The organism is Rhizobium sp. WYCCWR 11152 (genome assembly GCF_013087615.1).
Classification (GTDB): domain Bacteria; phylum Pseudomonadota; class Alphaproteobacteria; order Rhizobiales; family Rhizobiaceae; genus Rhizobium; species Rhizobium indicum.
This window is the reverse complement of the sequence record NZ_JABFCP010000011.1, coordinates 395,935-418,467: the sequence shown is the minus strand read 5'-3', so window position 1 is coordinate 418,467 and position 22,533 is coordinate 395,935. Positions and strand designations below refer to the sequence as shown.

At 62.2% G+C, this 22,533-nt stretch carries 23 protein-coding genes; 12 read left to right on the top strand and 11 right to left on the bottom strand.

Annotation, left to right across the window (positions count from 1 at the left end; translation table 11 throughout):
- Positions 1 to 29 precede the first annotated feature (29 nt).
- The 3 genes from G9X67_RS23610 (at position 30) to G9X67_RS23600 (ending at position 3,160) form a co-directional block, all read left to right on the top strand.
- A complete protein-coding gene (locus tag G9X67_RS23610) occupies positions 30 to 2,312 on the top strand; it encodes an NADP-dependent malic enzyme (protein ID WP_138332304.1) in 2,283 nt (760 codons plus the stop codon).
- Positions 2,313 to 2,531: 219 nt separating this feature from the next.
- Entirely contained in the window at positions 2,532 to 2,774 is a 243-nt protein-coding gene (locus tag G9X67_RS23605; protein ID WP_062943825.1) for a type II toxin-antitoxin system prevent-host-death family antitoxin, read from the top strand.
- The gene (locus G9X67_RS23600; RefSeq protein WP_138332305.1) at positions 2,771 to 3,160 is read left to right on the top strand and encodes a type II toxin-antitoxin system VapC family toxin; all 390 of its coding nucleotides are present in this window, start codon (positions 2,771 to 2,773) and stop codon (positions 3,158 to 3,160) included. Before G9X67_RS23605 ends, G9X67_RS23600 begins: the two co-directional genes overlap by 4 nt.
- A gap of 31 nt (positions 3,161 to 3,191) precedes the next feature.
- Here G9X67_RS23600 and G9X67_RS23595 read toward each other — a convergent pair whose 3' ends face one another.
- The 7 genes from G9X67_RS23595 to G9X67_RS23565 all read right to left on the bottom strand — a co-directional run bounded on the left by G9X67_RS23595 (position 3,192) and on the right by G9X67_RS23565 (position 10,569).
- Positions 3,192 to 3,824, bottom strand: coding sequence for a VOC family protein (locus tag G9X67_RS23595; RefSeq protein WP_171599827.1), 633 nt, complete (start codon positions 3,822 to 3,824; stop codon positions 3,192 to 3,194).
- Between the two features lie 183 nt (positions 3,825 to 4,007).
- The gene (locus G9X67_RS23590) at positions 4,008 to 4,886 is read right to left on the bottom strand and encodes a GNAT family N-acetyltransferase (RefSeq protein WP_017958720.1); all 879 of its coding nucleotides are present in this window, start codon (positions 4,884 to 4,886) and stop codon (positions 4,008 to 4,010) included.
- Positions 4,887 to 4,994: 108 nt separating this feature from the next.
- Positions 4,995 to 7,277 (bottom strand): ATP-binding protein, encoded by a 2,283-nt coding sequence (locus G9X67_RS23585; RefSeq protein WP_171599826.1) that lies wholly within the window; start codon positions 7,275 to 7,277, stop codon positions 4,995 to 4,997.
- 55 nt (positions 7,278 to 7,332) lie between these two features.
- The gene (lspA, locus tag G9X67_RS23580; protein WP_062943821.1) at positions 7,333 to 7,836 is read right to left on the bottom strand and encodes a signal peptidase II; all 504 of its coding nucleotides are present in this window, start codon (positions 7,834 to 7,836) and stop codon (positions 7,333 to 7,335) included.
- A complete protein-coding gene (locus tag G9X67_RS23575; RefSeq protein ID WP_138332309.1) occupies positions 7,833 to 8,693 on the bottom strand; it encodes an RNA methyltransferase in 861 nt (286 codons plus the stop codon). Before G9X67_RS23575 ends, lspA begins: the two co-directional genes overlap by 4 nt.
- Positions 8,690 to 9,787: a class I SAM-dependent methyltransferase gene (locus G9X67_RS23570; RefSeq protein ID WP_138388337.1), complete on the bottom strand. Its 1,098-nt coding sequence runs from the start codon at positions 9,785 to 9,787 to the stop codon at positions 8,690 to 8,692. Before G9X67_RS23570 ends, G9X67_RS23575 begins: the two co-directional genes overlap by 4 nt.
- A 191-nt stretch (positions 9,788 to 9,978) precedes the next feature.
- Positions 9,979 to 10,569, bottom strand: a complete 591-nt coding sequence (locus tag G9X67_RS23565; protein ID WP_171599825.1) for an NUDIX hydrolase — start codon at positions 10,567 to 10,569, stop codon at positions 9,979 to 9,981.
- 114 nt (positions 10,570 to 10,683) lie between these two features.
- Here G9X67_RS23565 and G9X67_RS23560 point away from each other — a divergent pair, with 114 nt between their 5' ends.
- A complete protein-coding gene (locus G9X67_RS23560) occupies positions 10,684 to 11,139 on the top strand; it encodes a carbon monoxide dehydrogenase subunit G (RefSeq protein WP_171599824.1) in 456 nt (151 codons plus the stop codon).
- A gap of 36 nt (positions 11,140 to 11,175) precedes the next feature.
- Entirely contained in the window at positions 11,176 to 11,610 is a 435-nt protein-coding gene (locus G9X67_RS23555) for a GNAT family N-acetyltransferase (RefSeq protein ID WP_062943816.1), read from the top strand.
- 52 nt (positions 11,611 to 11,662) lie between these two features.
- Here G9X67_RS23555 and G9X67_RS23550 read toward each other — a convergent pair whose 3' ends face one another.
- From G9X67_RS23550 to sppA, 3 genes are all read right to left on the bottom strand, one after another.
- Positions 11,663 to 11,995, bottom strand: coding sequence for a LapA family protein (locus G9X67_RS23550; RefSeq protein WP_003544923.1), 333 nt, complete (start codon positions 11,993 to 11,995; stop codon positions 11,663 to 11,665).
- Positions 11,996 to 12,155: 160 nt separating this feature from the next.
- The gene (locus G9X67_RS23545) at positions 12,156 to 12,455 is read right to left on the bottom strand and encodes an integration host factor subunit beta (RefSeq protein ID WP_062943815.1); all 300 of its coding nucleotides are present in this window, start codon (positions 12,453 to 12,455) and stop codon (positions 12,156 to 12,158) included.
- 29 nt (positions 12,456 to 12,484) lie between these two features.
- A complete protein-coding gene (gene sppA / locus G9X67_RS23540) occupies positions 12,485 to 13,435 on the bottom strand; it encodes a signal peptide peptidase SppA (protein ID WP_138332313.1) in 951 nt (316 codons plus the stop codon).
- A gap of 225 nt (positions 13,436 to 13,660) precedes the next feature.
- On the opposite strand from sppA, the gene lptC reads away from it, so the two are divergent.
- The 7 genes from lptC (at position 13,661) to ptsN (ending at position 19,987) form a co-directional block, all read left to right on the top strand.
- Positions 13,661 to 14,326 carry an LPS export ABC transporter periplasmic protein LptC gene (gene lptC / locus G9X67_RS23535; protein ID WP_138332314.1) on the top strand — a complete coding sequence of 222 codons (666 nt, stop codon included), beginning with the start codon at positions 13,661 to 13,663 and terminating at the stop codon, positions 14,324 to 14,326.
- Between the two features lie 15 nt (positions 14,327 to 14,341).
- Positions 14,342 to 14,980, top strand: a complete 639-nt coding sequence (locus G9X67_RS23530; protein ID WP_138388335.1) for an LptA/OstA family protein — start codon at positions 14,342 to 14,344, stop codon at positions 14,978 to 14,980.
- 16 nt (positions 14,981 to 14,996) lie between these two features.
- Positions 14,997 to 15,797 carry an LPS export ABC transporter ATP-binding protein gene (gene lptB, locus G9X67_RS23525; protein ID WP_343228801.1) on the top strand — a complete coding sequence of 267 codons (801 nt, stop codon included), beginning with the start codon at positions 14,997 to 14,999 and terminating at the stop codon, positions 15,795 to 15,797.
- Positions 15,798 to 15,970: 173 nt separating this feature from the next.
- Entirely contained in the window at positions 15,971 to 17,530 is a 1,560-nt protein-coding gene (gene rpoN / locus G9X67_RS23520; protein ID WP_171599823.1) for an RNA polymerase factor sigma-54, read from the top strand.
- A gap of 130 nt (positions 17,531 to 17,660) precedes the next feature.
- A complete protein-coding gene (locus tag G9X67_RS23515) occupies positions 17,661 to 18,584 on the top strand; it encodes an EamA family transporter (protein WP_171599822.1) in 924 nt (307 codons plus the stop codon).
- Between the two features lie 292 nt (positions 18,585 to 18,876).
- The gene (gene raiA, locus G9X67_RS23510) at positions 18,877 to 19,452 is read left to right on the top strand and encodes a ribosome-associated translation inhibitor RaiA (RefSeq protein ID WP_011650214.1); all 576 of its coding nucleotides are present in this window, start codon (positions 18,877 to 18,879) and stop codon (positions 19,450 to 19,452) included.
- A 70-nt stretch (positions 19,453 to 19,522) separates the two neighbouring features.
- Complete coding sequence (gene ptsN, locus G9X67_RS23505; protein WP_017995882.1) at positions 19,523 to 19,987, top strand: PTS IIA-like nitrogen regulatory protein PtsN; 465 nt, start codon at positions 19,523 to 19,525, stop codon at positions 19,985 to 19,987.
- 88 nt (positions 19,988 to 20,075) lie between these two features.
- On the opposite strand, the gene G9X67_RS23500 is transcribed toward ptsN, so the two are convergent.
- A complete protein-coding gene (locus G9X67_RS23500; RefSeq protein WP_171599821.1) occupies positions 20,076 to 22,415 on the bottom strand; it encodes a methyl-accepting chemotaxis protein in 2,340 nt (779 codons plus the stop codon).
- Positions 22,416 to 22,533 lie beyond the last annotated feature (118 nt).

Genomic DNA, 22,533 nt, shown 5'->3' with positions numbered 1-22,533 from the left:
AGCGTCGCCCACAGGACGTTGGAGGATTTATGCCCGATATCGATAAGAAGGACCGGCCGGTGACCTCGGTTACCGACCAGGAGGCGCTCGATTTTCACGCAATGGGCCGGCCCGGCAAGCTGGAAATCAACCCGACCAAGCCGATGGCGACGCAACGCGACCTCTCGCTTGCCTATTCGCCGGGTGTTGCCGTGCCCGTGAAGGCGATCGCCGCCGATCCGCAGACCGCCTACGATTATACGGCGCGCGGCAATATGGTTGCGGTCATTTCCAACGGCACGGCGATCCTCGGCCTCGGCAATCTCGGCGCGCTAGCGTCCAAGCCCGTCATGGAAGGCAAGGCGGTGCTGTTCAAACGCTTTGCCGATGTCGATTCCATCGACCTCGAGATCGATACGGAAAATGTCGACGAGTTCATCAACTGCGTGCGCTTCCTCGGTCCTTCCTTCGGCGGCATCAACCTCGAGGATATCAAGGCGCCGGATTGTTTCGTCATCGAAAGCCGGCTGCGCGAGCTGATGGACATTCCGGTGTTCCATGACGACCAGCATGGAACGGCGATCATCGCCGCCGCCGGCCTGATCAACGCGCTGGAGCTGACCGGCCGCGACCTGAAGACGACGAAGCTCGTCTGCAATGGCGCGGGTGCTGCGGCGATCGCCTGCGTCGAACTCATCAAGGCGATGGGTTTTGCGCCTGAGAACGTCATCCTCTGCGATACCAAGGGCGTCATCTACCAGGGCCGCACCGAGGGCATGAACCAGTGGAAGTCGGCGCATGCGGCAAAGACCGACACGCGCACGCTGGAAGAGGCGATGAAAGGCGCGGACGTCGTTTTCGGCCTGTCGCAGCAGGGCGCGTTTTCGGCCAAGATGATCCGCTCGATGGCGGAGCGGCCGATCATCTTCGCCATGGCCAATCCCGATCCCGAGATCACGCCGGAAGAGGTGGCCCGCATCCGCGACGACGCCATCATGGCGACCGGCCGTTCGGACTATCCGAACCAGGTCAACAACGTCCTCGGCTTTCCTTATATCTTCCGCGGCGCCCTCGATGTCCGTGCCTCCACAATCAACGACGCGATGAAAATCGCCGCCGTCAACGCGCTGGCAAACCTGGCCCGCGAGGACGTGCCGGATGACGTGGTCGCCGCCTATCAGGGCAACCGGCCGCGTTTCGGATCGCAATACATCATCCCCGTTCCCTTCGATCCCAGGCTGATCTCGGCGATCCCGGTCGCGGTCGCGCAGGCTGCGATCGAAAGCGGCGTCGCCCGCAAGGTCATCACCGACATGCCCGGTTATGCCCGCGAGCTTTCGGCGCGCCGCGATCCGATCGCCTCGACGCTCGCCAGGCTCTACGAGCGTGTCCGCCGGCATCCGAAGCGGATCGTCTTTGCCGAGGCCGAGGAAGAACAGGTCCTGCGCGCCGCACTGTCCTACGCCAACCAGCAGCTCGGCACGGCCATCCTGCTCGGCCGTGAGGACCTGATCCGGGCGACGGCCGAACGCGCCGGCATCGATCTCAACCGGCCCGGCCTCGAAATCGTCAATGCCCGTATTTCGACGCGGGTCGAGGCCTATATCGACTATCTCTATGCCCGGCTGCAGCGGCACGGTTATCTCCACCGCGACGCCCAGCGGCTGATCCACAACGACCGCAACCACTTCGCCGCCACCATGGTGGCGCTCGGCGACGCCGACGGCATGGTGACGGGCATCACCCGAAACTATTCGACGGCGCTCGACGATGTGCGCCGCTGCATCGACGAGAAGCCGGGCCACCGCGTCATCGGCGTGTCCCTGGCGCTCTGCCGCGGCCGCACCGTCTTCGTTGCCGATACGGCGGTTCACGACATGCCGACGGCCGAGCAGCTTGCCGACATCGCCGAGGAGGCCGCCGGTCTCGCAAGGCGCATGGGCTATCCGCCGCGTGTCGCCATGCTTGCCTATTCCACCTTCGGCCATCCCTCGGGCGAACGCTCCGAGCGGGTGCGCGAGGCGGTAAAGATCCTCGACAAGCGCCGCGTCGATTTCGAATATGACGGCGAGATGGCGGCCGATGTCGCTCTGAACCGCAAGGTGATGGAGCAATATCCCTTCTGCCGCCTCTCCGGCCCGGCCAACGTCCTCGTCATGCCGGCTTTCCACTCGGCCTCGATCTCGACCAAGATGCTGCAGGAGCTCGGCGGCTCCACGGTGATCGGCCCGATCCTCGTCGGCCTCGACAAGCCGGTGCAGATCACTTCGATGGGCGCCAAGGACAGCGACATCGTCAACATGGCGGCGATCGCCGCCTACGGCGGTTCGTAAACTCCTCCGGGGCGACATTGTGAAACGGCATTTTGTGCCCGGCCGACCGTGCGTCGGCCGGGCACCGGTTTTTGTGGATTATCCTTACCCGGCTTCTCATAAGCGGCGGTTTAGGCTAAACTGCTGATAATGAAGTGATTCAGCGTCCTTATTGTTTCTTGCGAAATCGACATCCATAAACTAAGTTGATTGAACTAAGTTTATGGATGCCGAAGCGAGATGCGAATCATCAACATCCATGAGGCAAAGACTCATCTGTCGCGGCTCGTCGAAAACGCGGCGAACGGTGAGGTCTTCGTGATCGCCAAGGCCGGCAAGCCGCTGGTCAAGGTGGTGCCGCTCGATGCCGGCGGTGCGCAGCAGATCCGGCGTGTCGGTTTCCTGAAGGGGCGGATCTCCGTGCCGGATGATTTCGACAGCATGGATCTGCAGGACGTCGCAAGGTTTTCAGAGCCGCGATGAAGCTCCTTCTCGACACGCTGCTGCTGATCTGGCTTGCGGAGGATTCGCCGAAACTGCCGGCCGTGGCAAGGGAGCTGGTCGCCGATCCGCTCAACCAGCTGTTCTTCAGTCCCGCAAGCTTTGGCGAACTCAGCGCCAAGCACGCCGTCGGCCGCGACGATTTCAATCTCGATCCGCCGCTCTTCTACCGTGCCCTCATCGACAACGATTATAGCGAATTGCCGATCACCGTCATGCATACGCTGGCGGTGGATCGGTTGCCGGCGATCCACGCCGACCCCTTCGATCGGATCCTCGTCGCACAGTCGATCGTCGAAGGCATCCAACTGCTGACGACGGATGAGACCGTCGCGCTCTATCCCGGTTCGATCCGGCTCTTCCGTTAGCGCCCGTCCAGTCCGGCCGGACGGCGCGGCGCTAGCTGGCGAAGGCGATCAGGTTGCCGTCGAGGTCGCGAACAATGAAGGTCTGGGCACCCCATGGCTCGATTCTCAAGCCCTGATGGAGCGGAACTTCAGCTCTCGCATATTCCAGGAACAGTGCTTTGGCGTCGTCAAGCGTGATGGTCGCCGAAAGCGCGTCTTCCTCATGAAGCCGGAAATCCGGATGGAGAAAAGGCATGTCGACTGAGCGAAGATTGAGCCGCGCCGCACCCCGGAAGACCTGAGCATAGAAGGCGGGCTCGCCATAGGTGAAGGCAAGCTCAAAGCCGAGCTTGCCGATATAGAAATCGCAGGAGCTGCCGATATCCCGGACGAAGAGTTGCGGTTGCGCGTCGATGAATGTCGGTGTCGAAGCTTTCGATTGTTGAGGCGTGTTCATCAAGGTCAGTCCCTGTTTCAGCGCCGTCCAGCTTTCGAAACCTTCCTTTGCCGCAACGAGCTCCTGCGCATCGGCGAGCTTGAACGCGCAGTCGAGAATCTGCCGATCGTTCAGGCCGCTGTAACGGGGGAGCCACCGCCGGATTTCGGCGGCGACAGGATGATACCTGTTCTGATGCCAACGTTTATAGAGCTTGGCTCTCTTGCGGAGGTTTTCGAAATTCGACATGGCGCATGGTTGAGATGTGTGGGCGGGCATAGCCCAGCCGGCACAATGCCGATGCGCCCCACGGAAAACGCGATGTCAGGATGAAGGGATGGCGGGGGATCGTCAAGCCTTACAGCGCCGTGCGTTTTTTCAGACGCGCAAAAGGACGCTGCAACACTTTGAATTGCCGACGATCCTCGGCGTTTAGCTCGCGAAGCGGCCGGCGTCGGCGCCGTAATAATTCAGATAACGGTCCGAAATGCTGGAGATCGGCAGCACGATCAGCACGTCGGTCGTGTTGAAGGCATGATCGACGACCGCGTGGGAGCCGACCATCGCACCGAGGCGCAGATAGCCCTTGATCAGCGGCGGCAGGGCCATCAGCGCCCGCTTCGGGTTGATGGCTTCGACCGGCATCAGGTCCATGTTGCGGGCCAGATGCGGCAGGGCGCCGACGGCCCATTCGTTCTTCGCCAGCACATTGTGGTAGAGGAAGGACAGCGCCAGCGCGTGGCTTTCGAGGTAGACGCCGGGGAAAGAGGCGCAGCCGAACATGGCGCTGACGCCGTGCTTCAGCGCGTAGGCCCAGTTGCCCTGCCACAAGAGCTCGACGGTGCGCTTGGTGCGGTATTCCGGCAGCACGCAGGAGCGGCCGAGCTCCATGAAACGCTTGTCCGGATGTTTGGCGATGAGGCCCTCGATTTCGAATTCGGAAGCCGAGTAAAAACCGCCATTGGCGATAGCGACATCCTGACGCAGCAGACGATAGGTGCCGACGATCTGGTCTTCCGGGTCGCCCTCGATCGAGCGGTCGAGAACGAGAAGATGATCGCAGACGGCGTCATAGGCGTCGACATCGCGCTGCCGGCGCATGGCGTCCAGCGGCAGCTGCGCCTTCATTTCGTCGACGAAGACGCGGTAGCGCACGGCCTGGGCGGCATCGATCTCGCGTGCCGTGCGGGCAAGGCGGGTCTCCAGATTGCCGATGCGGCCGAGGATATCGCCGTCCTTCTGCACGGCAGCCGTCGAGGGCCGTGCAGCCTCCGCCGTGGTGTCACGATTCAGGATGTCGATGGCGGACATGACGATTCTCCCGTTGCCGGCTTATCGACGCCATAAAACACTTCTCTACGACAGGAAAGTGACATTTTGAATTTCCAGGCGCAAGAAGCGTGCCGGTTTCTGAGGCGCTCACCGTGCCTCTGCCCGCCGGGCCGAGAGGGCGGCGACCGCCTGAACTTCGGTCAGCAGCCGCACCGGATCGACCGGCTTTATCATGACGCGGTTGGCGCCGTTGAGCAAGACTTGGCGGCGCGATTCGTCGCTCTTGTCGGCAGTCAGCACGATCACCGGCACCGAGGCGAGATCGAGCCGCCGCTCGTGGCCGCGCAGGCGTCCCAGCATGTCGATGCCGTTGCCGCCGGGCATCGAGAGGTCGCTGATGATGATATCGGGCCGATCATTCGCCTCGCAGAGCGCGTAGTCGAGCAGGGTCTCGAAATCCTCGACATGGCGCACCTTATGTCCGCCCTTTTCCAGAACGACACGCACCAGCATGGCATTGATCGGATCGTCTTCGCCGAGCAGGATGCTGAGCCCGCTGGCGGCAACCAGCGTCTCAGCCACCGAAAGGCCGAAGCCCGGCTGGTTGTCGTTCAGCGCGTCGCGTTTCTCCATGCCGCGCATGCGCCCGCGCAGCACGTCGATCAGCGACTGTTCGCGCAGCGGCCGGATCAGCCAGGCATCGAAGAGGTCGAGCGGATGGGCGCTGCGCTCTTCCGGATTGACGAGCAGCACCTTGCGCAGGCCAAGTGCGGCGATTTCGGTGCGATCGGCAAGATGGGCAGAAAATTCCGCCGACATGCGATGGTCGATGATGATGTCGGTCGGCCGCCGTCCGCCCTTTGCCAGCTCGAGCAGTGTTGCCCGCGCCGTCTCGCCGTCGCCGACGAGATGGCAGAGGCCGCCGAGCGCAGTGATCGTTTCGGCGATGGCAGTGCGCGCCGCACCTGCCGGCGCCAGCAACACGACGCTGTTGCCGGCAAGCAGCGTGTTTCGCCGGTCGGGGCGCTCGCTGGCGATATCGACAGGGAAGCGGATGGTGAATTCGCTGCCTCTGCCCTTTTCGCTGGCAACCGTCAGCGCGCCGTTGAATTCGCGCATGATGCGGGCGGAGATGGCAAGGCCGAGCCCGGTCCCGCTGCTCTTGTCGGCAACGCTCCCGCCCTGCTCGAACTCGCCGAAGACGCGCGCCTGCTCCTCCGCCGTCATGCCGGGACCGCTGTCGGTCACGGTGATCGAGAGGTCGTCGCCGTCGAGCGACACGCGGATGAAGACGCCGCCGACCTGGGTGAACTTCACGGCGTTGCCGATAACGTTGAACAGAACCTGGCGCAGCCGCGCCGGGTCGAAGCTCATATTTTCGGGCACGTCGGATGACACGGTGGCGCCGATCTCGATACCCTTTTCATGCGCCCGGTGGGCGAGCATCTCGACGACGCTTTCGAGAAGCTTGCGCAGCGATTCCGAGCGCGGGTGCAGCGCGAAGCGGCCGACCTCGATGGTGGAGAAATCGAGCAGATCCTCGACGAGCTGCGTCAATGCATGACCGGACTGGCGGATGCTCGCAAGATAGTTCTGCTGTTCCTGCGTCAGCCGTGTCTCGGCGATCAGATGCGTCATGCCGAGGATGCCGGAAAGCGGCGTGCGCACCTCGTGGCTGACGGTGGCAAGCAACCTCGATTTGGCGGCGCTGTTATATTCGGCCTTCTGGCGGGCCTCCTCGCGGCCCTGCGCGATCAGCCGCTCATCGGTCACGTCGCGGGCAACGCTCTGCAGCAGCAGACGGCCGTTCGCCGGGTCGCGGGTGACGACATCGCGCCAGAGGAAGATGCGCTGGCCCTCCGGTGTCGAGATCTCGACATCGTAGCAATGCGGTATCGGACCGGGGCGGAAAGCAAGCCCGATCTCCTCGCAGCTGCGTCCTTCCGGACGCAACCGTCCGGTCAGGCGGCGAAAAGTGTCGTTGGCGGAGATGATGCGCCGGTCCATGGTGCGGCTGACCGTGATGTCGCCGAGCACGTCGTGCACGTCGGCGAACAGCTTTGCGCCGGCGTTCCAATCCGGCATGGGTTGACCGGGGCGCTGCCCGGCCCTGCGCGAGCGAACCATCAGCAGGGCATAACTGGCGATGACGGCAAGGCCAAGAACGACGAGACCGCCAGAAAGCAGCAGCGGATCGCCGGCATGGGCTAGCAGCATCAGGATTGTTGCGGCCAGAAGGCCGGCGCCGCCCAGCCAGTAGAACAGCAGGCGCCGTGTCGGTGCAGGCCCGCCCTGGCGGTCATCGGCGCCTCGGGGTGCCGCTGCGTTCGGCCGTGAGGAAAAGACCTCCATCCGCTTCTCAAGCGGCTTGGCGGCGGGTCCACCGAAGGCGGCGGACAATCTTTCCTGCAACTGTCCCAGGTTCTGCATGCTATCTAGCTAACATGAGGCCCGTTCCGAATGCCTTCAGGATTTCGATAAGATTTTAGCGGCCGGCCTTTTTCGGCAACAGCAGCTCGTCGAGAATGACGCAGCCGGCCCCGATGGTGATGAAACTGTCGGCGAGATTGAAGACGGCGAAGGACCAGCTCTCGGTGTAGAAAAGAATGTAGTCGATCACATGCCCATAGGCGAAGCGGTCGACGAGATTGCCGATCGCGCCGGCGATGATCAGCGCATAACCGAGATGGGCGATCCAGCGATCCTTCGCCGTGCGGTACCACAGCCAGATGACGAAGGCGACGATGACGAGCCGCATGCCGACGATGAACCAGCCGTCCATGCCGGACAGCATCGAAAAGGCGACGCCGAGATTGTAGGTGCGGTAGAGCGCCAGCATCGGAATGACCGGCACCGCCTCCTGCAGCGGCAGGTAATGATCGACGGTGATCTTGACGGCCTGGTCGATGAGAACGGCGACGACGATGAAGAAGAGGATCGGTGCCGGCCGCGAAAACAGCGCCGGGCGTGCATGCGTCTGTTCGGTCATTTGCCCTCGGCAAGTGAGAGGAGATGGCGGCGTGCCTCGAAAAGCATGACGGCGGTGGCGACGGCGAGGTTCAGTGAATCGGCGCGGCCCTGCTGCGGAATACGGGCAAGCGCGTCGGCCTCCCTGGCGAGCTGCTCCGGCAGGCCGGATTGTTCGTTGCCCATCAACAGCACGACGGGCTTTTTCCGGTAGTCGATCGTCCGGTAATCGACCGCCCCGGCAAGATGTGTCGCGACGACGGAAACGCCGGCCGATTTCCGCCAGGCGATGAATTCCTCAGGCGTCGCGCGCGCGACCGGAACGGCAAAGACCGAGCCCATGGTGGCCCGCACCGTTTCGAGCGAGAAGGGATCGGTCGTTTCTCCGAGAAGGATGATGCCGGAAGCCCCGGCCGCATCGGCCGTGCGGATGATGGTGCCGAGATTGCCGGGGTCGCGCACCCGGTCGAGCGCCACCCATGTCTCGCCCTCGCTCAGTCGGATACTCTTGAGCGGCGTCCAGCGCTGCTCGAAGATGCCGACGACCATCTGCGGATTGTCGCGGCGGGTGATCGAGGCGATCACCTTTTCGCTGACCTCGAGCACCAGCCCACCCGAGGCGACGGTCCTTGCCGCCATTTGCTCGACCAGCGGCTTGCCCTTGGCAGCCTTGGCATAGACCAGCGTGCGGATTGCCCAGCCGAGTTCGATCGCGTCGATGACGAGCTTCAGTCCTTCGGCCAGGAAAGTACCGCTTTCCTCGCGCGACTTCTTGTTCGTCAGCGCCTTGATGTCTTTGATGATCGGATTGGCGAGCGAGGTGACTTCCTTCACCTGTCCGACCCTGCGCGGTCCCTGATCGTGGAAGTCCTTGCTCATTTCGGCACCCAGCGGGAAAAGAGGGAGGTGGAAAGCGCGCGGCCCTGCGTCTTGCCGTCGGTGCCGGCTTCGCGAATCACCAGCTCGCCGGATTCGACCACACCGCCGGCGCCCCGCATCGTCTCGCGCATCAGCTCGTGGATCGAATAGAAGCTGGCGCGGATCGAATAGGCCGTCAGCACCAGGCCCACTGCCTTCGGCGACAGGATCTCGCGGCAGACATCGAGCATCAACGGCAGATGCTCGAAAAGATGCCAGACTTCGCCATTGGGGCCGCGGCCGAATTTCGGCGGATCTGTAAGGATGATATCGTACTGGCTGCCGCGGCGTTCCTCGCGCAGGATGAATTTCATCGCATCCTCGCAGATCCAGCGGATCGGCAGCTTCTCCATGCGCCCGAGCGCCTGGTTTTCCCGCGCCCAGCCAATCGCCTTCTTCGAGGCGTCGACATGGGTGACCTCGGCGCCGGCTGCGGCGGCAACCAGCGAGGCGACGCCGGTATAACCGAAGAGGTTCAGCACCTTCAGCGGCCGGCCGGCCTTTTCGACCTGATCCTTCATCCAGCTCCAGTGGACGATCTGTTCGGGGAAGACGCCGACATGGCGGAAGGAGGTGAAGCGGCCGAGGAAATCGACGCCGAGCAGGTTGAGCGGCCAAGTCTCGCCGAGCGCCTCCTTCGGGAAACGCCAGCGGCCGGTGCCTTCCTCGTCGGTGTCGCCGGTGAAGGCAGCATCGACCTTTTCCCAGATATGGGCGGGCAGAGAAGGCCGCCACAGCGCCTGGGCTTCCGGGCGGATGATGCGATAAGGGCCGTATTGCTCGAGCTTTTCGCCGTTGCCGCTGTCGATCAGATGGAAGTCACCGGCCCCGAGCGATTCGAGGATGACGGGCACGCGCTCGGTCGGACGCTCGCCGCTGCGTGTCATCAGAGGACGCACGACGGCGGCAGGCACGGCAGCCTCGCGCACTGCCTCACGGGTTGCCGCGGGCCGCGCGACCGGCTTCGGCGGCCGGCCTGCCCGATCGTCCCTGCGGCTTTCACCGGAAGGACCTGATGTTTTCTTCTGGCCCGGCCGGCCTTCTCTCTGTTTCAACGTGCTCTTCCGCGTCTCTGTCGGGGTGTCTTATCGGCTTTGCGTCGGCTGCAGCGCCACGCGTCTTTTGAAACGCGCAAAGCACACTGCGGCACTTTGAATTTGAATATGCAGTAGCGCAGAAAAGCGGGGCGGATCAACTGCGCTGCCGGCCAAGCCCGGGCAAGGGGAGGGTTTTCCCGGCGTGGCGCCTATTTCAAGCCCTCGGAGGCCTGTGTGCGAAGCCAGCTTTCCGCCGCATAGAGGGCTGCCACATGCATAGACTGCATGATGACGGCGCCGGACTGCAGCTCGCCGAGGATGGCAGCAAGATCCGCAAACAGCAGCTCGACCTTCTCGCCGGGGTCGAAAGACGGTTCGCCGGCCCGGCTGAGACCAAGCGCCAGCCAGCTCGTCACCATATTGCTCTGACTGGCGGCATTCGGATAGGAGGTGAGCAGCTTGACGAAGCTCGAGGCTTCATAGCCGGTCTCTTCCCGGAGTTCGCGCTGGGCCGCCGCCATCGCCGCATCGCCGGTCTTGCTGTCGCCGGGTTCGAGGCTGCCGGCGACCAGACCGAGCACGATCTCGCCGCGGCCGTGCCGATATTCCCGTGTCAGCAGCACGCGCCCGTCAGGCATCACGGGGATGACGTTGATCCAGTCGGGATAGTCGAGCACATGGAAGGGCGCGACGACGGTTCCATCGGCGGTGATGCAATCGTCGCTCCGCACCCGGATCCAGCGATCCTCATAGGTGATGCGGCTTGCCGTCACGCTCCAGGGCTTCAGTTCGTCGTTCATCGGCCCATCCCCTATGTGTGTCAGATCGGAACCCGGCAGATAACATTCCGTGCCGCCTTGGCAAAGCGCTTTCCCGCTGGGATAAGATGAGCGAATCGAAGATGGGGCCATCGAATGGATTTCACCGGCGAAGAACGCATCGCCGCGCCGCGGGATATCGTCTGGGCAGCACTCAACGATCCCGAGATCATGCGCGGCTGCATTCCGGGCTGCCAGAGCATCGAGCGGCTGTCGCCTGATGTCTTCGAGGCGACGATCAAGGTCAAGTTCAGCCTGCTGTCTGCCACCTTCCATGGGCTGCTGACGCTTTCCAATGTCGACGCACCGGAGAGCTATACGCTGTCGGCCGAAGGCAAGGGCGGTCTTGCCGGCTTCGCCAGGGGTAGCGCCGACATCGTGCTTGAGGCAAGGGGCGCCGAGACGATCCTGCACTACCGGTCGAAGGCTGAACTCGGCGGCAGGTTCGCCCAGCTCGGCGCCCGCCTGCTCGATTCGACCTCGCAAAAGCTCGCCGAAGGGTTCTTTTCGGATTTCAATGCCGCGGTCGTCGCGAGGATGGCGGCCGGTTAGGCTTGGCGCGGGCCGGGGGGTGTTTAAATCGACGTCATGACGTGGACCATCAGGCCGCCGCGGGCGGAAGATCAGGAAGTGCTTGCGGAGATTTATCTTTCCGTGCGCCGCGAAACATTCGTCTGGGTCGATCCGGGCAAATTCCATCGTGAGGATTTCGCCGCCCATACCAATGGCGAGACGGTCTTCGTCTGCGCGCATGAAAGCGGCAGCGTCGCCGGTTTCCTGTCGCTTTGGCCGGAGGACGACTTCATCCACATGCTCTACCTAAAACCGGAATTCCAGGGTCAGGGTGCAGGCACGGCGCTGCTGCACGCCCTGCCGGAATGGCCGCAACACCGATATCGCCTGAAATGCCTGGTGAAGAACCGGCGGGCAAAGGCGTTCTACCTCGCCCACGGTTTCCAGGTGACCGGCAACGGCACCTCCCCGGAGGGCGACTATGAGGAACTGAGCTTTTTTCCGGTTTGACGATCGCCGAAAGCCGGCCGCCGAACCCGAGCCAATCGAATATTGACCCGTTTTACCGCGCCGGCAACTGCCCGGCGATTTCCTCGGCGCGGTTCTTGTGGCGGTCGGCCTCGCTTTGCCAGCGGATGGCTTCCTTCGCCTCGGTGCGCGCGCGCTTGCGGTGTTTGCCCTGGCTGAACCAGGTGGCAGCCGCCCCGATCAGCATGCCCGCGATCAGCGCGACGACCAGGAAGACGAAGAAGGGCGCGGAAACCGCAAGCACCTGGTCCTCTGGCCGGAACGGATTGAAGGCGAGCGTGACGCTCTGCCGGTTGGCGACGCAGAAGACGATGAGGATGACGCCGAGCGGCAGCAAAATCAACAGGTTGACGATCTTCTTGGCCATTTGAGGTCTCCACGCGGCAGATTGCGCCGGTCTTTTTGAAGGGCGCGTTTCATGCTTGCAGCGCCGCGCGTCTTTGTAAGACGCGGAAAGCACGATGCGTTACCAGAATAGGAAAACGGCCCTCGAGTTCAAGTGCGGTTTCGCCGCAGGCTGCGGCGGCTCAATCCTCTTCGTCGGACTGGCCGGGATTAAGCCGCTCGCGCAGCTCCTTGCCGGTCTTGAAGAAGGGAACCCACTTCTCCTCGACGAAGACGGTATCGCCGGTCCGCGGGTTGCGGCCGGAGCGCGAAGGGCGGTTCTTGACCGAAAAGGCGCCAAAGCCGCGCAATTCGACTCGGTTACCCGCAGCCAGTGCATCCGTGATCTCGTCGAGAACCGCGTTGACGATATTTTCGACGTCGCGATGATAGAGATGCGGGTTGCGTGCGGCAACAATCTGCACCAATTCGGACTTGATCACTTTCGCCCCCTTAAATTATTGATTTCTTATCAATCGTGGCCAACCTGCCAAACTGAAAGCAGCCCGTCAAGAAGCAACTTTGGGGGCAGGATTCCATTGATATCCTGGGTTTTCATGAGATCATCATAACCGAAGATCGTAATCAACCGGGAAACAGCCCCAGCGAGCAGAAAGGGCGTATTGCTCTTCTTGTCCCAGTCCACCATCGGGAGATCGGCGTTAACGCCGCGTGACGTCAGATAGGCACGGATCTCAGCCTCGCCGCCGATCGCATCGACGAGTTTCACCTTCAGCGCCTGGCGGCCGGTATAGATCGTGCCGTCGGCGAGTTTCAGCACCTCGTCGCGCGGCAGCTTGCGCCGGTCGGCGACCAGATCGACGAACCAGTTATAGCTGTCGACCACCATGTTGCGGATCATCGCCTTGGCTTCCTCGCTCGCCTCGTGGAAGGGCGAGGGCTCGGCCTTCAGCGGCGAGGACTTGATTTCCTGCAGCGAGACGCCGATTTTGTCGAGCAGCGGCTGGATCTGCGGATACTGGAAGATGACGCCGATCGAACCGGTGATCGAGCTGTCGCCGGCAATGATCGTATCGCCGGCGGTGGCGATCATGTAGCCGGCGGAGGCGGCAAGCGTGCGCACGTCGGAGACGACAGGCTTCTTGGCAGATATCGCTCGGATCGCCTTGAAGACTTTTTCGCCGCCATAGGTCGTGCCGCCGGGCGAGGAGATCGAAATCACCGCTGCCTTCACCTGGTCGCTGGTTTCGACCTTCTTCAACCGCTCGAGAAGCTCGTCGTCATCGACGATCAGCCCGGATATCGTCACATGGGCGATATGCGGGCGCTGCGTCCCGGCATCGCCGAGGGCGAAGCGGTAGAAGGCGAAACCAAGTGCCACGATGAGGGCCACCGCGATGAGGCGCCAGAAGCCCAGTTTGCGGCGCAGCCGCCGGCGATCCGCGATGATCGAACTGTCCATAGAAACCTCCAGCGCTGGCACCGGCTTCGGCATGCCGCCGATCGATCCGGTGAAATAGGGTGGCAGCGGCCCGTACGAATGCCACTTTTCAATGTTTTTCCGTTTTGTTGCTTGTTGCAGAAAAAATTCCATATTGGCAAGCCAATGTAATAATGCGAAACGAACTGTGATTGGCGGCCGGCTTTGTTATCGAGGCGCGGCGATCACCGCACATGGACGAGGCTTATGCTCGATACCCTGAAGAACAACGGACATGCCGCCTATTCAGGGTCGGGCAAGAATGCCTATGGCGATGCGTTGTTCCATTCCGCCCGCGTGCGGCGGCTGAAGATAGTGCTGCCGGTGGCAGCCCTTGTCGTTTCATTCGCTTTCATCACGGTGTCGTTGATCCGCACCTATCTGCCCGAGAATATCAAGATGGAAGGCGCCAAGATCGAGAACGGCAAGGTCGTGATGGAAAAGCCGGCGATATCAGGTCGCAATTCCGACGGCATCAATTATTCGATGCTGGCCGAAAGGGCGCTGCAGGATATCCGCAATCCCGATCTCATCACCCTCGAGACCATCAAGGCCGCCGTGCCGATGAATGACGGCCTGATCGCCCGTGTCGTCGCCTCGACCGCCGATTACAACCGCGCCACCGACAACCTGCATATGACGGCCCCCTTCACCCTGGTGCTGAGCAGCGGCCTCAATGCGAATTTCCAGTCCGCGCAGCTCGACATCAAGGGCGGAAACATGCGCAGCGACGACCCTGTCACCATCACCAAGGACAATGCCTCCATTGTTGCGAAGACGCTTCAGATAACCGATAAGGGACGGGTGATCACATTCGAGGGGAATGTTCGCATGAATGTCGATCCATCCACCATCCATAAACAGGGCACTTAACCAGCCGGGTCATCCATGACAAAAGATTGTCGCATTTCCACTTGCAAGACAGGCATGGCATTCATTGCCGGCGCATTTGCCCTTATTCTGACGGCCACGGGCGCCGGCGCGCAGGCGACGGCCACGATGCCGGGCATGAAGCTGTCCAACGACCAGCCGATCCAGATCGAAAGCGACAAGCTGGAGATCCACGACCAGGAACACACCGCGCTCTTCACCGGCAACGTCAAGGTCGTCCAGGGGACGACGACGATGCAGTCCGGCAAGATGACCGTCTATTACAAGGACAAGGCGGCAAAGCCGGCCGCTGACGGCGCGCAGCCCGCAGCACAGCCGGAGCAGTCGGCCTCGCTTGCATCGGGAAGTGCCGATATCGACAAGATCCTGGTGACGGACAAGGTCTTTTTGACCTCGGGTACGCAGACGGCGACTGCCGATGATGGCAATTTCGACATGGCCTCGCAGACATTCATCCTCACGGCGGATGAAGGGAATAAGGTTATTCTGTCGGACGGGCCGAACGTCTTTACCGGCTGCAAACTGACGGTTCACATGCAGACTGGCCAGGCGCAGCTTGAAAGCTGCGGCGGGCGTGTCCAGATTCAGCTCGATCCGAAATCGCAGCCGAATGCGCAGCAGCAGAAGCAGAACTGAGAAGCCGGCCTCCCACGTGAAATTAACATCGCTATCCACCATGTTCGGCAAGCCCGGGCCACAAGCTGCGGGCGGCGCCGACAAGAGCCGCTATCAGGGAACGCTGATCGCACGGGGTCTGACGAAGACCTATGCGACGCGGCGCGTCGTCAACGGCGTCTCGCTGGTGGTGCGCCGTGGCGAGGCCGTCGGCCTGCTCGGCCCGAACGGCGCCGGCAAGACCACCTGTTTTTACATGATCACCGGCCTCGTGCCGGTCGATGAAGGCACGATCGAGATCGACGGCAACGATGTCACGACTATGCCGATGTACCGCCGCTCGCGCCTCGGCGTCGGTTACCTGCCGCAGGAAGCCTCGATCTTCCGTGGGCTGACGGTGGAAGAGAATATCCGCGCCGTCCTCGAAGTGCATGTGAAGGACAAGGCCGAGCGCGAGCAGAAGCTGAACGAGCTGCTGGAAGAATTCCATATCCAGAAGCTGCGCAAAAGTGCCGCCGTCGCCCTGTCCGGCGGGGAGCGCCGCCGCCTCGAAATCGCGCGTGCGCTTGCGACCGACCCGACCTTCATGCTGCTCGACGAGCCCTTTGCCGGCGTCGACCCGATCTCGGTCGCCGACATCCAGAATCTCGTACACCATCTGACGGCACGCGGCATCGGCGTTCTTATCACCGACCACAATGTGCGCGAGACGCTGGGCCTTATCGACCGCGCCTACATCATCCATGCCGGTGAGGTGCTGACCCATGGCCGGGCGAACGACATCGTCAACAATCCGGAAGTGCGCCGGCTCTACCTCGGCGACAATTTCAGCCTCTGACCCCGGATCCAGATGATTTTAGGCCGGATCGGCAGAAATTCACCGTGCCGTCATAGTTCCGCTTGACCAAATACAATAAAAAAGCAATTTTTGGGCCAACTTGGATTTCCGTGGCCTGAAGCCTTGATCGGACGCGGTTTCCCGGAGGAATCGAGGGGAGTTTCGCGTCCGTCATGGCACTGTCCGCCAATCTTTTCCTGCGCCAGACCCAGTCCCTGGTGATGACACCGCAACTGATGCAATCCATCCAGTTGCTGCAGATGACTCATTTCGAACTCAACCAGTTCATCGCCCTGGAGGTGGAGAAGAACCCGCTGCTCGAATTTCCGTCGAATGACGGTGAGGCGGGCGGCGAACGCGGCGATGCCGAAGATGGAGAGTATGCTCATCAGCCCGAGGATGCCGGGTCGGACGACGGCTACGATAACCGCGCCGAGGCGCTCTCCAGCGACTGGTATGACAATGGCGGCAGCGCCAGCACCAGCCGGCTGAACGACGAACTCGACGCCAATTACACCAATGTCTTTCCCGACGATGGCGCCCCGCAGCGCCTCGATGCGCCGGAACTCGTCAGCCAGTGGAAGTCGATGCCGGGCAGCGGCGAGGGCGCCGACTACGATCTCGACGATTTCGTCGCCGGCCAGGTGTCGCTGCGCGATCATCTCGCCCAGCAGATCCCCTTCGTCCTACCTGACATGGCCGACCGGCTGATCGCGCAGAATTTCGTCGACCAGCTCGACGATTGCGGTTATCTGCAGGCCGATATCGTCGAGGCCGGCGAGAGGCTGGGCACGAGCCTCGCACAGGCCGAGCGCGTGCTCGCCACCCTCCAGAGCCTTGATCCGCCAGGTGTTTTCGCCCGCAGCCTCTCCGAATGCCTGGCGATCCAGCTCAGGCAGAAGGACCGATACGACCCCGCCATGCAGGCTCTGGTCGAAAACCTCGAACTGCTGGCCCGGCGTGATTTTGCCACGCTGAAGCGGCTCTGCGGCGTCGATGAGGAAGATCTTCTCGACATGCTCGGCGAGATCCGTCAGCTCAATCCCAAGCCCGGCAGCGGCTTCGAAGCGGGTGCTTCCGAAGCGATCACGCCGGATGTAGTCGTCAGGCCCGCCTCGGACGGCGGCTGGCTGGTCGAGCTCAATCCGGATACGCTGCCGCGCGTGCTGGTCAACCAGTCCTATTTTTCCCGTGTGACGAAGAACGGCGAGGACCACGCCTTCCTCTCCGATTGCCTGCAGAGCGCCAACTGGCTGACGCGCAGCCTCGACCAGCGGGCAAAAACCATCATGAAGGTGGCAAGCGAAATCGTCCGCCAGCAGGACGCCTTCCTGCTGCACGGCGTCGATCACCTGCGCCCGCTGAACCTGAAAACGGTCGCCGAGGCGATCAAGATGCATGAATCCACCGTCAGCCGCGTCACGTCGAACAAATATATGCTGACGCCGCGCGGCCTCTTCGAACTCAAATATTTCTTCACCGTCTCGATCAGCGCCGTCGCCGGCGGCGACAGTCATTCGGCCGAGGCCGTGCGGCACAAGATCCGTGCACTGATCCTGCAGGAGAGCCCGGAGGCGGTGCTTTCCGATGACGATATCGTCGACATGCTGAAGAAGGGCGGCGTCGATCTCGCCCGCCGCACCGTTGCGAAATACAGGGAGGCAATGAACATCGCCTCTTCGGTCCAACGCCGCCGCGAGAAGCGGGCGCTCGCCAAGGTCGCGGGCTTCTGACGCAGCAATGCTTCGACCTCAATCGAAGCATCCGGCCCGCAAATCCCGCTATTCCTCTCCAGCGCCCAAGCGTCTTTTCAGACGCGCAACGGCGCAGCAACCCTTTGAATTGTCTTCAACGAAGATCGAAATGCCGACCATGACGCCGCAAAATCCGAACCTTGCCAGGGAGCTTTTCCTGCTGCTGGTGCTGGCGACCCTTTGGGGCTCCTCCTATAGCTTTATCAAGATCGGCGTCGAGACGATCCCGCCGATAACGTTGATCGCCGCCCGCACGCTGATTGCAGGCGGCATTCTGCTGGCCGTCCTGCACCACCGGCGTGTCCGTCTGCCGCGCGATCGTGCCACCTGGCGGCGGTTTTTCGTTCAGGCCTGCCTGAACAGCGTCGTCCCCTTCACGCTGATCGCCTGGGCGGAACAGTCCGTCGACGCCGGATTGGCGGTGATCCTGAATTCGGCAACGCCGATCTTCACCTTCCTGCTGGCCGTGCTGATCACCCGCCATGAGCAGGTGACGCTGCGAAGGCTTTTCGGCGTCATGGCCGGGCTTGCCGGCATCTGCCTCGTTATCGGCGTCGAAGCGCTCGGCGGTCTCGGTGAAAATCTGATGGCGCAGCTTGCCATCATCCTGGCGACCATCTGTTATGCAGGTGCCGCGATTTTCAGCAAGAACTTCAAGGGGCTCGATCCCGCAGTGCCGGCGGCCGGCTCGTTGATCTCAGGCGCGATCATTCTCTTGCCGGTGAGCCTCGTCGTCGATCGGCCGTGGGAACTCGATCCTTCGGCGGCATCGATGCTGGCGCTGCTGGCCCTCGCTGCCTTTTCGACGGCGCTTGCCTTTGTGATCTATTTCCGTCTCGTCCAGACGCTGGGTTCGGTCGGAACCACCGCGCAAGCCTATCTCAGAGTGCCGATCGGTGTTGCGATCGGCATCGTCTTCCTCGGCGAAAGGCTGAGCCCGACGGCCTGGATCGGATTCATCTGCGTCATATCAGGTGTCGCCGCCATGACGATCCCTGCAAGAAGGCGCGCAACGCAAGCGCGAAACGCGTAAAGTGGATGGGGTGGCGATCGGCGACATGCCTTGCCCGACAAGGTATCCGCCACACGTTGCCCGCGTGCCGCCGAGGGTGATTCGGCGCCCTATTGACTTTTCGACACGCTCTGGCTAGAAGCCCGCCGCAATCGATGCCGCGAACGGCGTCTGGAGTTATCCCCAGCATCAGAAGGGCACCAAGGACCCGCAGGCCTAAGCCGATCTTGCTTGAGATTGTGCGAAGTGCTTGGATGAACCTGAGGCTTGGCGTAAACTGATACCCGCAAACGACCATAAGAAGGGAAACTCCATGAGTGTGCGTGTATCCGGGAAACATATGGAAATTGGTGAATCGTTCCGTCAAAAGATCGAGGACCAAATTGGTATGGCCATCACGAAATACTTCGACGGGGGATATTCCGGCCAGGTGACCGTGGAAAAGGCGAGTTCTCGTTACTCGGCGGATTGCAAGCTGCATCTCGACAGCGGGGTGGTGCTGCATGCAGCCGGCGAGGCGACCGACCCGCAATTGGCTTTCGACGCGGCTTCCCAGCGGATCGAAAAGCGGCTGCGGCGATACAAGCGCAAGCTGAAGGACCATCACGCCGGAAGCCATCTGAATGGTTTTGCAGAGGTCTCCTACACGGTCATGGATTCCGTTCCTGATCACGATGATGAAATCGCCGACGATTTCGCTCCCGCGATCGTCGCTGAAAGCACGAAGCAGCTGAAGACCATGTCGGTCGCCACCGCAGTGATGGCGCTCGACATGACCGACGAGCCGCTTCTCCTGTTCCGCAGCCCCGGCAAGGAACATCTGAACATCGTTTACCGTCGGCACGACGGAAATATTGGCTGGATCGATTCAGCCAGTATCAAAGGCTGAGATCAGGGTGGTGAGCGGCGGTATTGCCGCCGCTCGTTGCATTTGATCCCGGCGACAGAAGGAAAAAGAAATGGCATTGGCAGATTTGCTCCATCAGGATGCGATCATTCCCGCCCTCAGAGTAAATTCCAAGAAACAGTTGCTTCAGGAATTGGCTGCAAGAGCCTCCAGGATCACCGGGCTTTCCGAACGGGAGATTTTCGACGTCATCCTGCAGCGCGAACGCCTGGGCTCGACCGGCGTCGGCAACGGCATCGCCATTCCCCACGGCAAGCTGGGAAACATCCATTCGATCGTCGGCATCTTCGCCCGGCTGGAGCAGCCGGTCGATTTCGAGGCGCTGGACGACCAGCCTGTCGATCTCGTGTTCCTGCTGCTTGCGCCGGAGGGCGCGGGCGCTGATCATCTCAAGGCTCTGTCGCGTATCGCCCGCGTGCTGCGCGATCACGATCTGGTCGCCAAGCTGCGCGCCACCGATTCCGCCTCTGCGATCTACGCCTTCCTCAACGAAGAGCAGACGTCGAACGCTGCCTGACGCGCGTCGCGCGATAACGCATTAATTCTCGAATGCAAAAAGGCGCCTGATCTCCCAGGCGCCTTTTGCGTTACGAGGGGCTGAACGATCAGAACTCTTCCCAGCTGTCCTTCGCCACGGCAGCGGATCCGCGCGACGGGGCAGCCGCGCGGCGGACCGCTGGTGCGCTCGCGCGAGGCGAAAGGGCTGAAGTCGCCGGTGTCCGCATCCTTTGCGCGACGGAGGCGAGGGCCGCGGCGTTGCCCGAACCCGAGACGTTGAAGCGCGTGGCGAGCGCCTTCAGCGTCTGTGCCTCGTCGTTGAGCGCGACGCTGGCAGCGGTCGCTTCCTCTACCATGGCTGCATTCTGCTGCGTCACCTGGTCCATCTGGTTCATGGCCTGGTTGATTTCCTTCAGGCCGACAGCCTGTTCGCTGGCCGATGCCGAGATCTGCCGGATGAGGTCGTTGATGCCCATCACCTGTTCGGCGATCTTGTGCAGCGTGCCGCCGGCGCGCCCGACGAGATCGACGCCTTCCTTGACCTGGACGGCCGAACTGTTGATCAGCGTCTTGATCTCCTTGGCGGCATTGGCCGAACGCTGTGCGAGTTCACGCACCTCCTGGGCGACGACGGCAAAACCCTTGCCGGCTTCCCCGGCACGGGCCGCCTCGACGCCGGCGTTCAGGGCGAGCAGGTTGGTCTGGAAGGCGATCTCGTCGATGACGCCGATGATCCGCGAAACCTCCGTCGAGGACTGTTCGATCCCTTGCATCGAGGCGATCGCCTTCTGCACCACTTCGCCGGACTTTTCGGCGTCCTGGCAGGCGAGGTTGACGTTGTCGGCCGCCGTGCGCGCATTCTCGGCGCTGGAATCGACCTGCGCGGTGAGTTCGTTGAGCGCGGCCGCCGTCTCTTCCAGGCTGGCAGCCTGCTGCTCGGTGCGCTTGGCGAGGTCGGAAGCGCTGTTGCTGATTTCACCGGTGCCTGAGCCGATATTGGCGACGCTGAGGTTCATCGTGTTGATGGTCTCTTCGAGGCTCGCGAGCGCGGCGTTGAAATCCTGCTTCAGCTTGCCGTATTCGCCGGGGAACTCGTCGGTGATGCGGTGGGTGAGATTGCCCTGCGACAGTTCGGAAAGGCCGGCGCCGACGATCGAGACGATATGGCGCTGCAGCGACACCGATTCCTGGCGCTCCGATTCCGAGCGGCTGCGCTCGGTCTCGGCCGCCTTCCGCTGGTCTGCGGCCTCGTCTTCGAGGCGGCGGCTGTCGGCGAGGGTGAAGCGGAAGCCTTCGAGCGCCTTGGCGACAGAACCGACTTCGTCGCTGCGGTCCTGGGCGGCGACCGGTTCGCCATACTGGCCGTCGCTCAGCGCCTTGACGCTGGCGACCAGCCCGCCGAGCGGCCGCTGCACGAAAGAGCGGATGGCGAAATAGAGCGCCAGCATGACGGCGCCAAGCACGATCAGCCCGTTGATAATCATCATATAGGTCTGGTCTCGCACCGGCGCGTTGATTGCCGTGTGCGGCACGTCGACGAGCACGACCCAGGTGGCGTTGACGCCGGGGACCGCGAACGGATAGACGACGCGATCGAAGGGATCGAGGCCATCATAAGTGAGGTTCCTGACGAGGCCGGGCTGTTTGCTCGACAGCGCCGACTTGACGATATCGGCGCCCTCGCCGTCATATTCCTTGGTCATCAGCTCGGGGATCGGCGCGACGATCCAGTTGCCGGCCTGCGACAGCAGCGTGACGCGGCCCGAACCGAAAGGATGCAGTGCCTGCAGCTTATCGGTCAACGACTTCAGCGAAATATCGACGCCACCGACGCCGATCATCTTACCACCAGACATGACCGGATAGGCAATCGAGGTCAGCAGCGTCGGCACGTCGGTTCCTTCGGCCATATAGGGCGTGGTGATCGCGCCCTTGCCGCTGTCGGCGGCGAGCTTCCACCATGCGGCGCTGTAATCATTGTCGAAGGTCGAATATTGGATGCCGCCGTCCTTGGTCTTCGACCAGTAAGGCGTGAAGGCGCCGTTCTTGTTGGTGCCTTCGTCATTGTTGTTGGCGATCTCGGTGCTCTTGCCGTCAAGCGCGCCGAGCTGCTCGCAGAACCAGCTGCCGAAGGCGAAGGCATTCTGCTCGAGATTCGCCTTCAGCACGTTGATCATGCCCTTGCGATCGAGCGACTTGCCTTCATGGCCGCGGCCGATGACGCCCGACATGGTGCGTGCGGCGCTGGCGAGTTCGCCGACATTGGCGGCGATTTCATTGGCGATCGACTTTGCCTCGAGGTTGGCCTGATCCATCGTCAGCGTCTGGACGCGATCCCGGGTCTGGCCGATGAGGAAAAAGTTCGAAACGATGAGAACAAGCGCGATGGCGATGCCGGTGATGACGATGAGTTTCGCGGCAAGCGATTTCATGCGAAAAATGAACATGGGGTCCTCGGGCAAGGATGCGCCGAACGGGCATTCTCCGGCGCAGGAGCAAAGGCTTCGCCCCGTCATGGAGCAGCCGCGTGGACAGCTGGATTCCAAAAGCGCAAGGAACCAGCGA

Coding starts and splice junctions, on each gene's coding strand:
- G9X67_RS23610 (WP_138332304.1), top strand. CDS start 30: ATGCCCGATATCGATAAGAAGGACCGGCCGGTGACCTCGGTTACCGAC.
- G9X67_RS23605 (WP_062943825.1), top strand. CDS start 2,532: ATGCGAATCATCAACATCCATGAGGCAAAGACTCATCTGTCGCGGCTC.
- G9X67_RS23600 (WP_138332305.1), top strand. CDS start 2,771: ATGAAGCTCCTTCTCGACACGCTGCTGCTGATCTGGCTTGCGGAGGAT.
- G9X67_RS23595 (WP_171599827.1), bottom strand. CDS start 3,824: ATGTCGAATTTCGAAAACCTCCGCAAGAGAGCCAAGCTCTATAAACGT.
- G9X67_RS23590 (WP_017958720.1), bottom strand. CDS start 4,886: ATGTCCGCCATCGACATCCTGAATCGTGACACCACGGCGGAGGCTGCA.
- G9X67_RS23585 (WP_171599826.1), bottom strand. CDS start 7,277: ATGCAGAACCTGGGACAGTTGCAGGAAAGATTGTCCGCCGCCTTCGGT.
- lspA (WP_062943821.1), bottom strand. CDS start 7,836: ATGACCGAACAGACGCATGCACGCCCGGCGCTGTTTTCGCGGCCGGCA.
- G9X67_RS23575 (WP_138332309.1), bottom strand. CDS start 8,693: ATGAGCAAGGACTTCCACGATCAGGGACCGCGCAGGGTCGGACAGGTG.
- G9X67_RS23565 (WP_171599825.1), bottom strand. CDS start 10,569: ATGAACGACGAACTGAAGCCCTGGAGCGTGACGGCAAGCCGCATCACC.
- G9X67_RS23560 (WP_171599824.1), top strand. CDS start 10,684: ATGGATTTCACCGGCGAAGAACGCATCGCCGCGCCGCGGGATATCGTC.
- G9X67_RS23555 (WP_062943816.1), top strand. CDS start 11,176: ATGACGTGGACCATCAGGCCGCCGCGGGCGGAAGATCAGGAAGTGCTT.
- G9X67_RS23550 (WP_003544923.1), bottom strand. CDS start 11,995: ATGGCCAAGAAGATCGTCAACCTGTTGATTTTGCTGCCGCTCGGCGTC.
- sppA (WP_138332313.1), bottom strand. CDS start 13,435: ATGGACAGTTCGATCATCGCGGATCGCCGGCGGCTGCGCCGCAAACTG.
- lptC (WP_138332314.1), top strand. CDS start 13,661: ATGCTCGATACCCTGAAGAACAACGGACATGCCGCCTATTCAGGGTCG.
- G9X67_RS23530 (WP_138388335.1), top strand. CDS start 14,342: ATGACAAAAGATTGTCGCATTTCCACTTGCAAGACAGGCATGGCATTC.
- rpoN (WP_171599823.1), top strand. CDS start 15,971: ATGGCACTGTCCGCCAATCTTTTCCTGCGCCAGACCCAGTCCCTGGTG.
- G9X67_RS23515 (WP_171599822.1), top strand. CDS start 17,661: ATGCCGACCATGACGCCGCAAAATCCGAACCTTGCCAGGGAGCTTTTC.
- raiA (WP_011650214.1), top strand. CDS start 18,877: ATGAGTGTGCGTGTATCCGGGAAACATATGGAAATTGGTGAATCGTTC.
- ptsN (WP_017995882.1), top strand. CDS start 19,523: ATGGCATTGGCAGATTTGCTCCATCAGGATGCGATCATTCCCGCCCTC.
- G9X67_RS23500 (WP_171599821.1), bottom strand. CDS start 22,415: ATGTTCATTTTTCGCATGAAATCGCTTGCCGCGAAACTCATCGTCATC.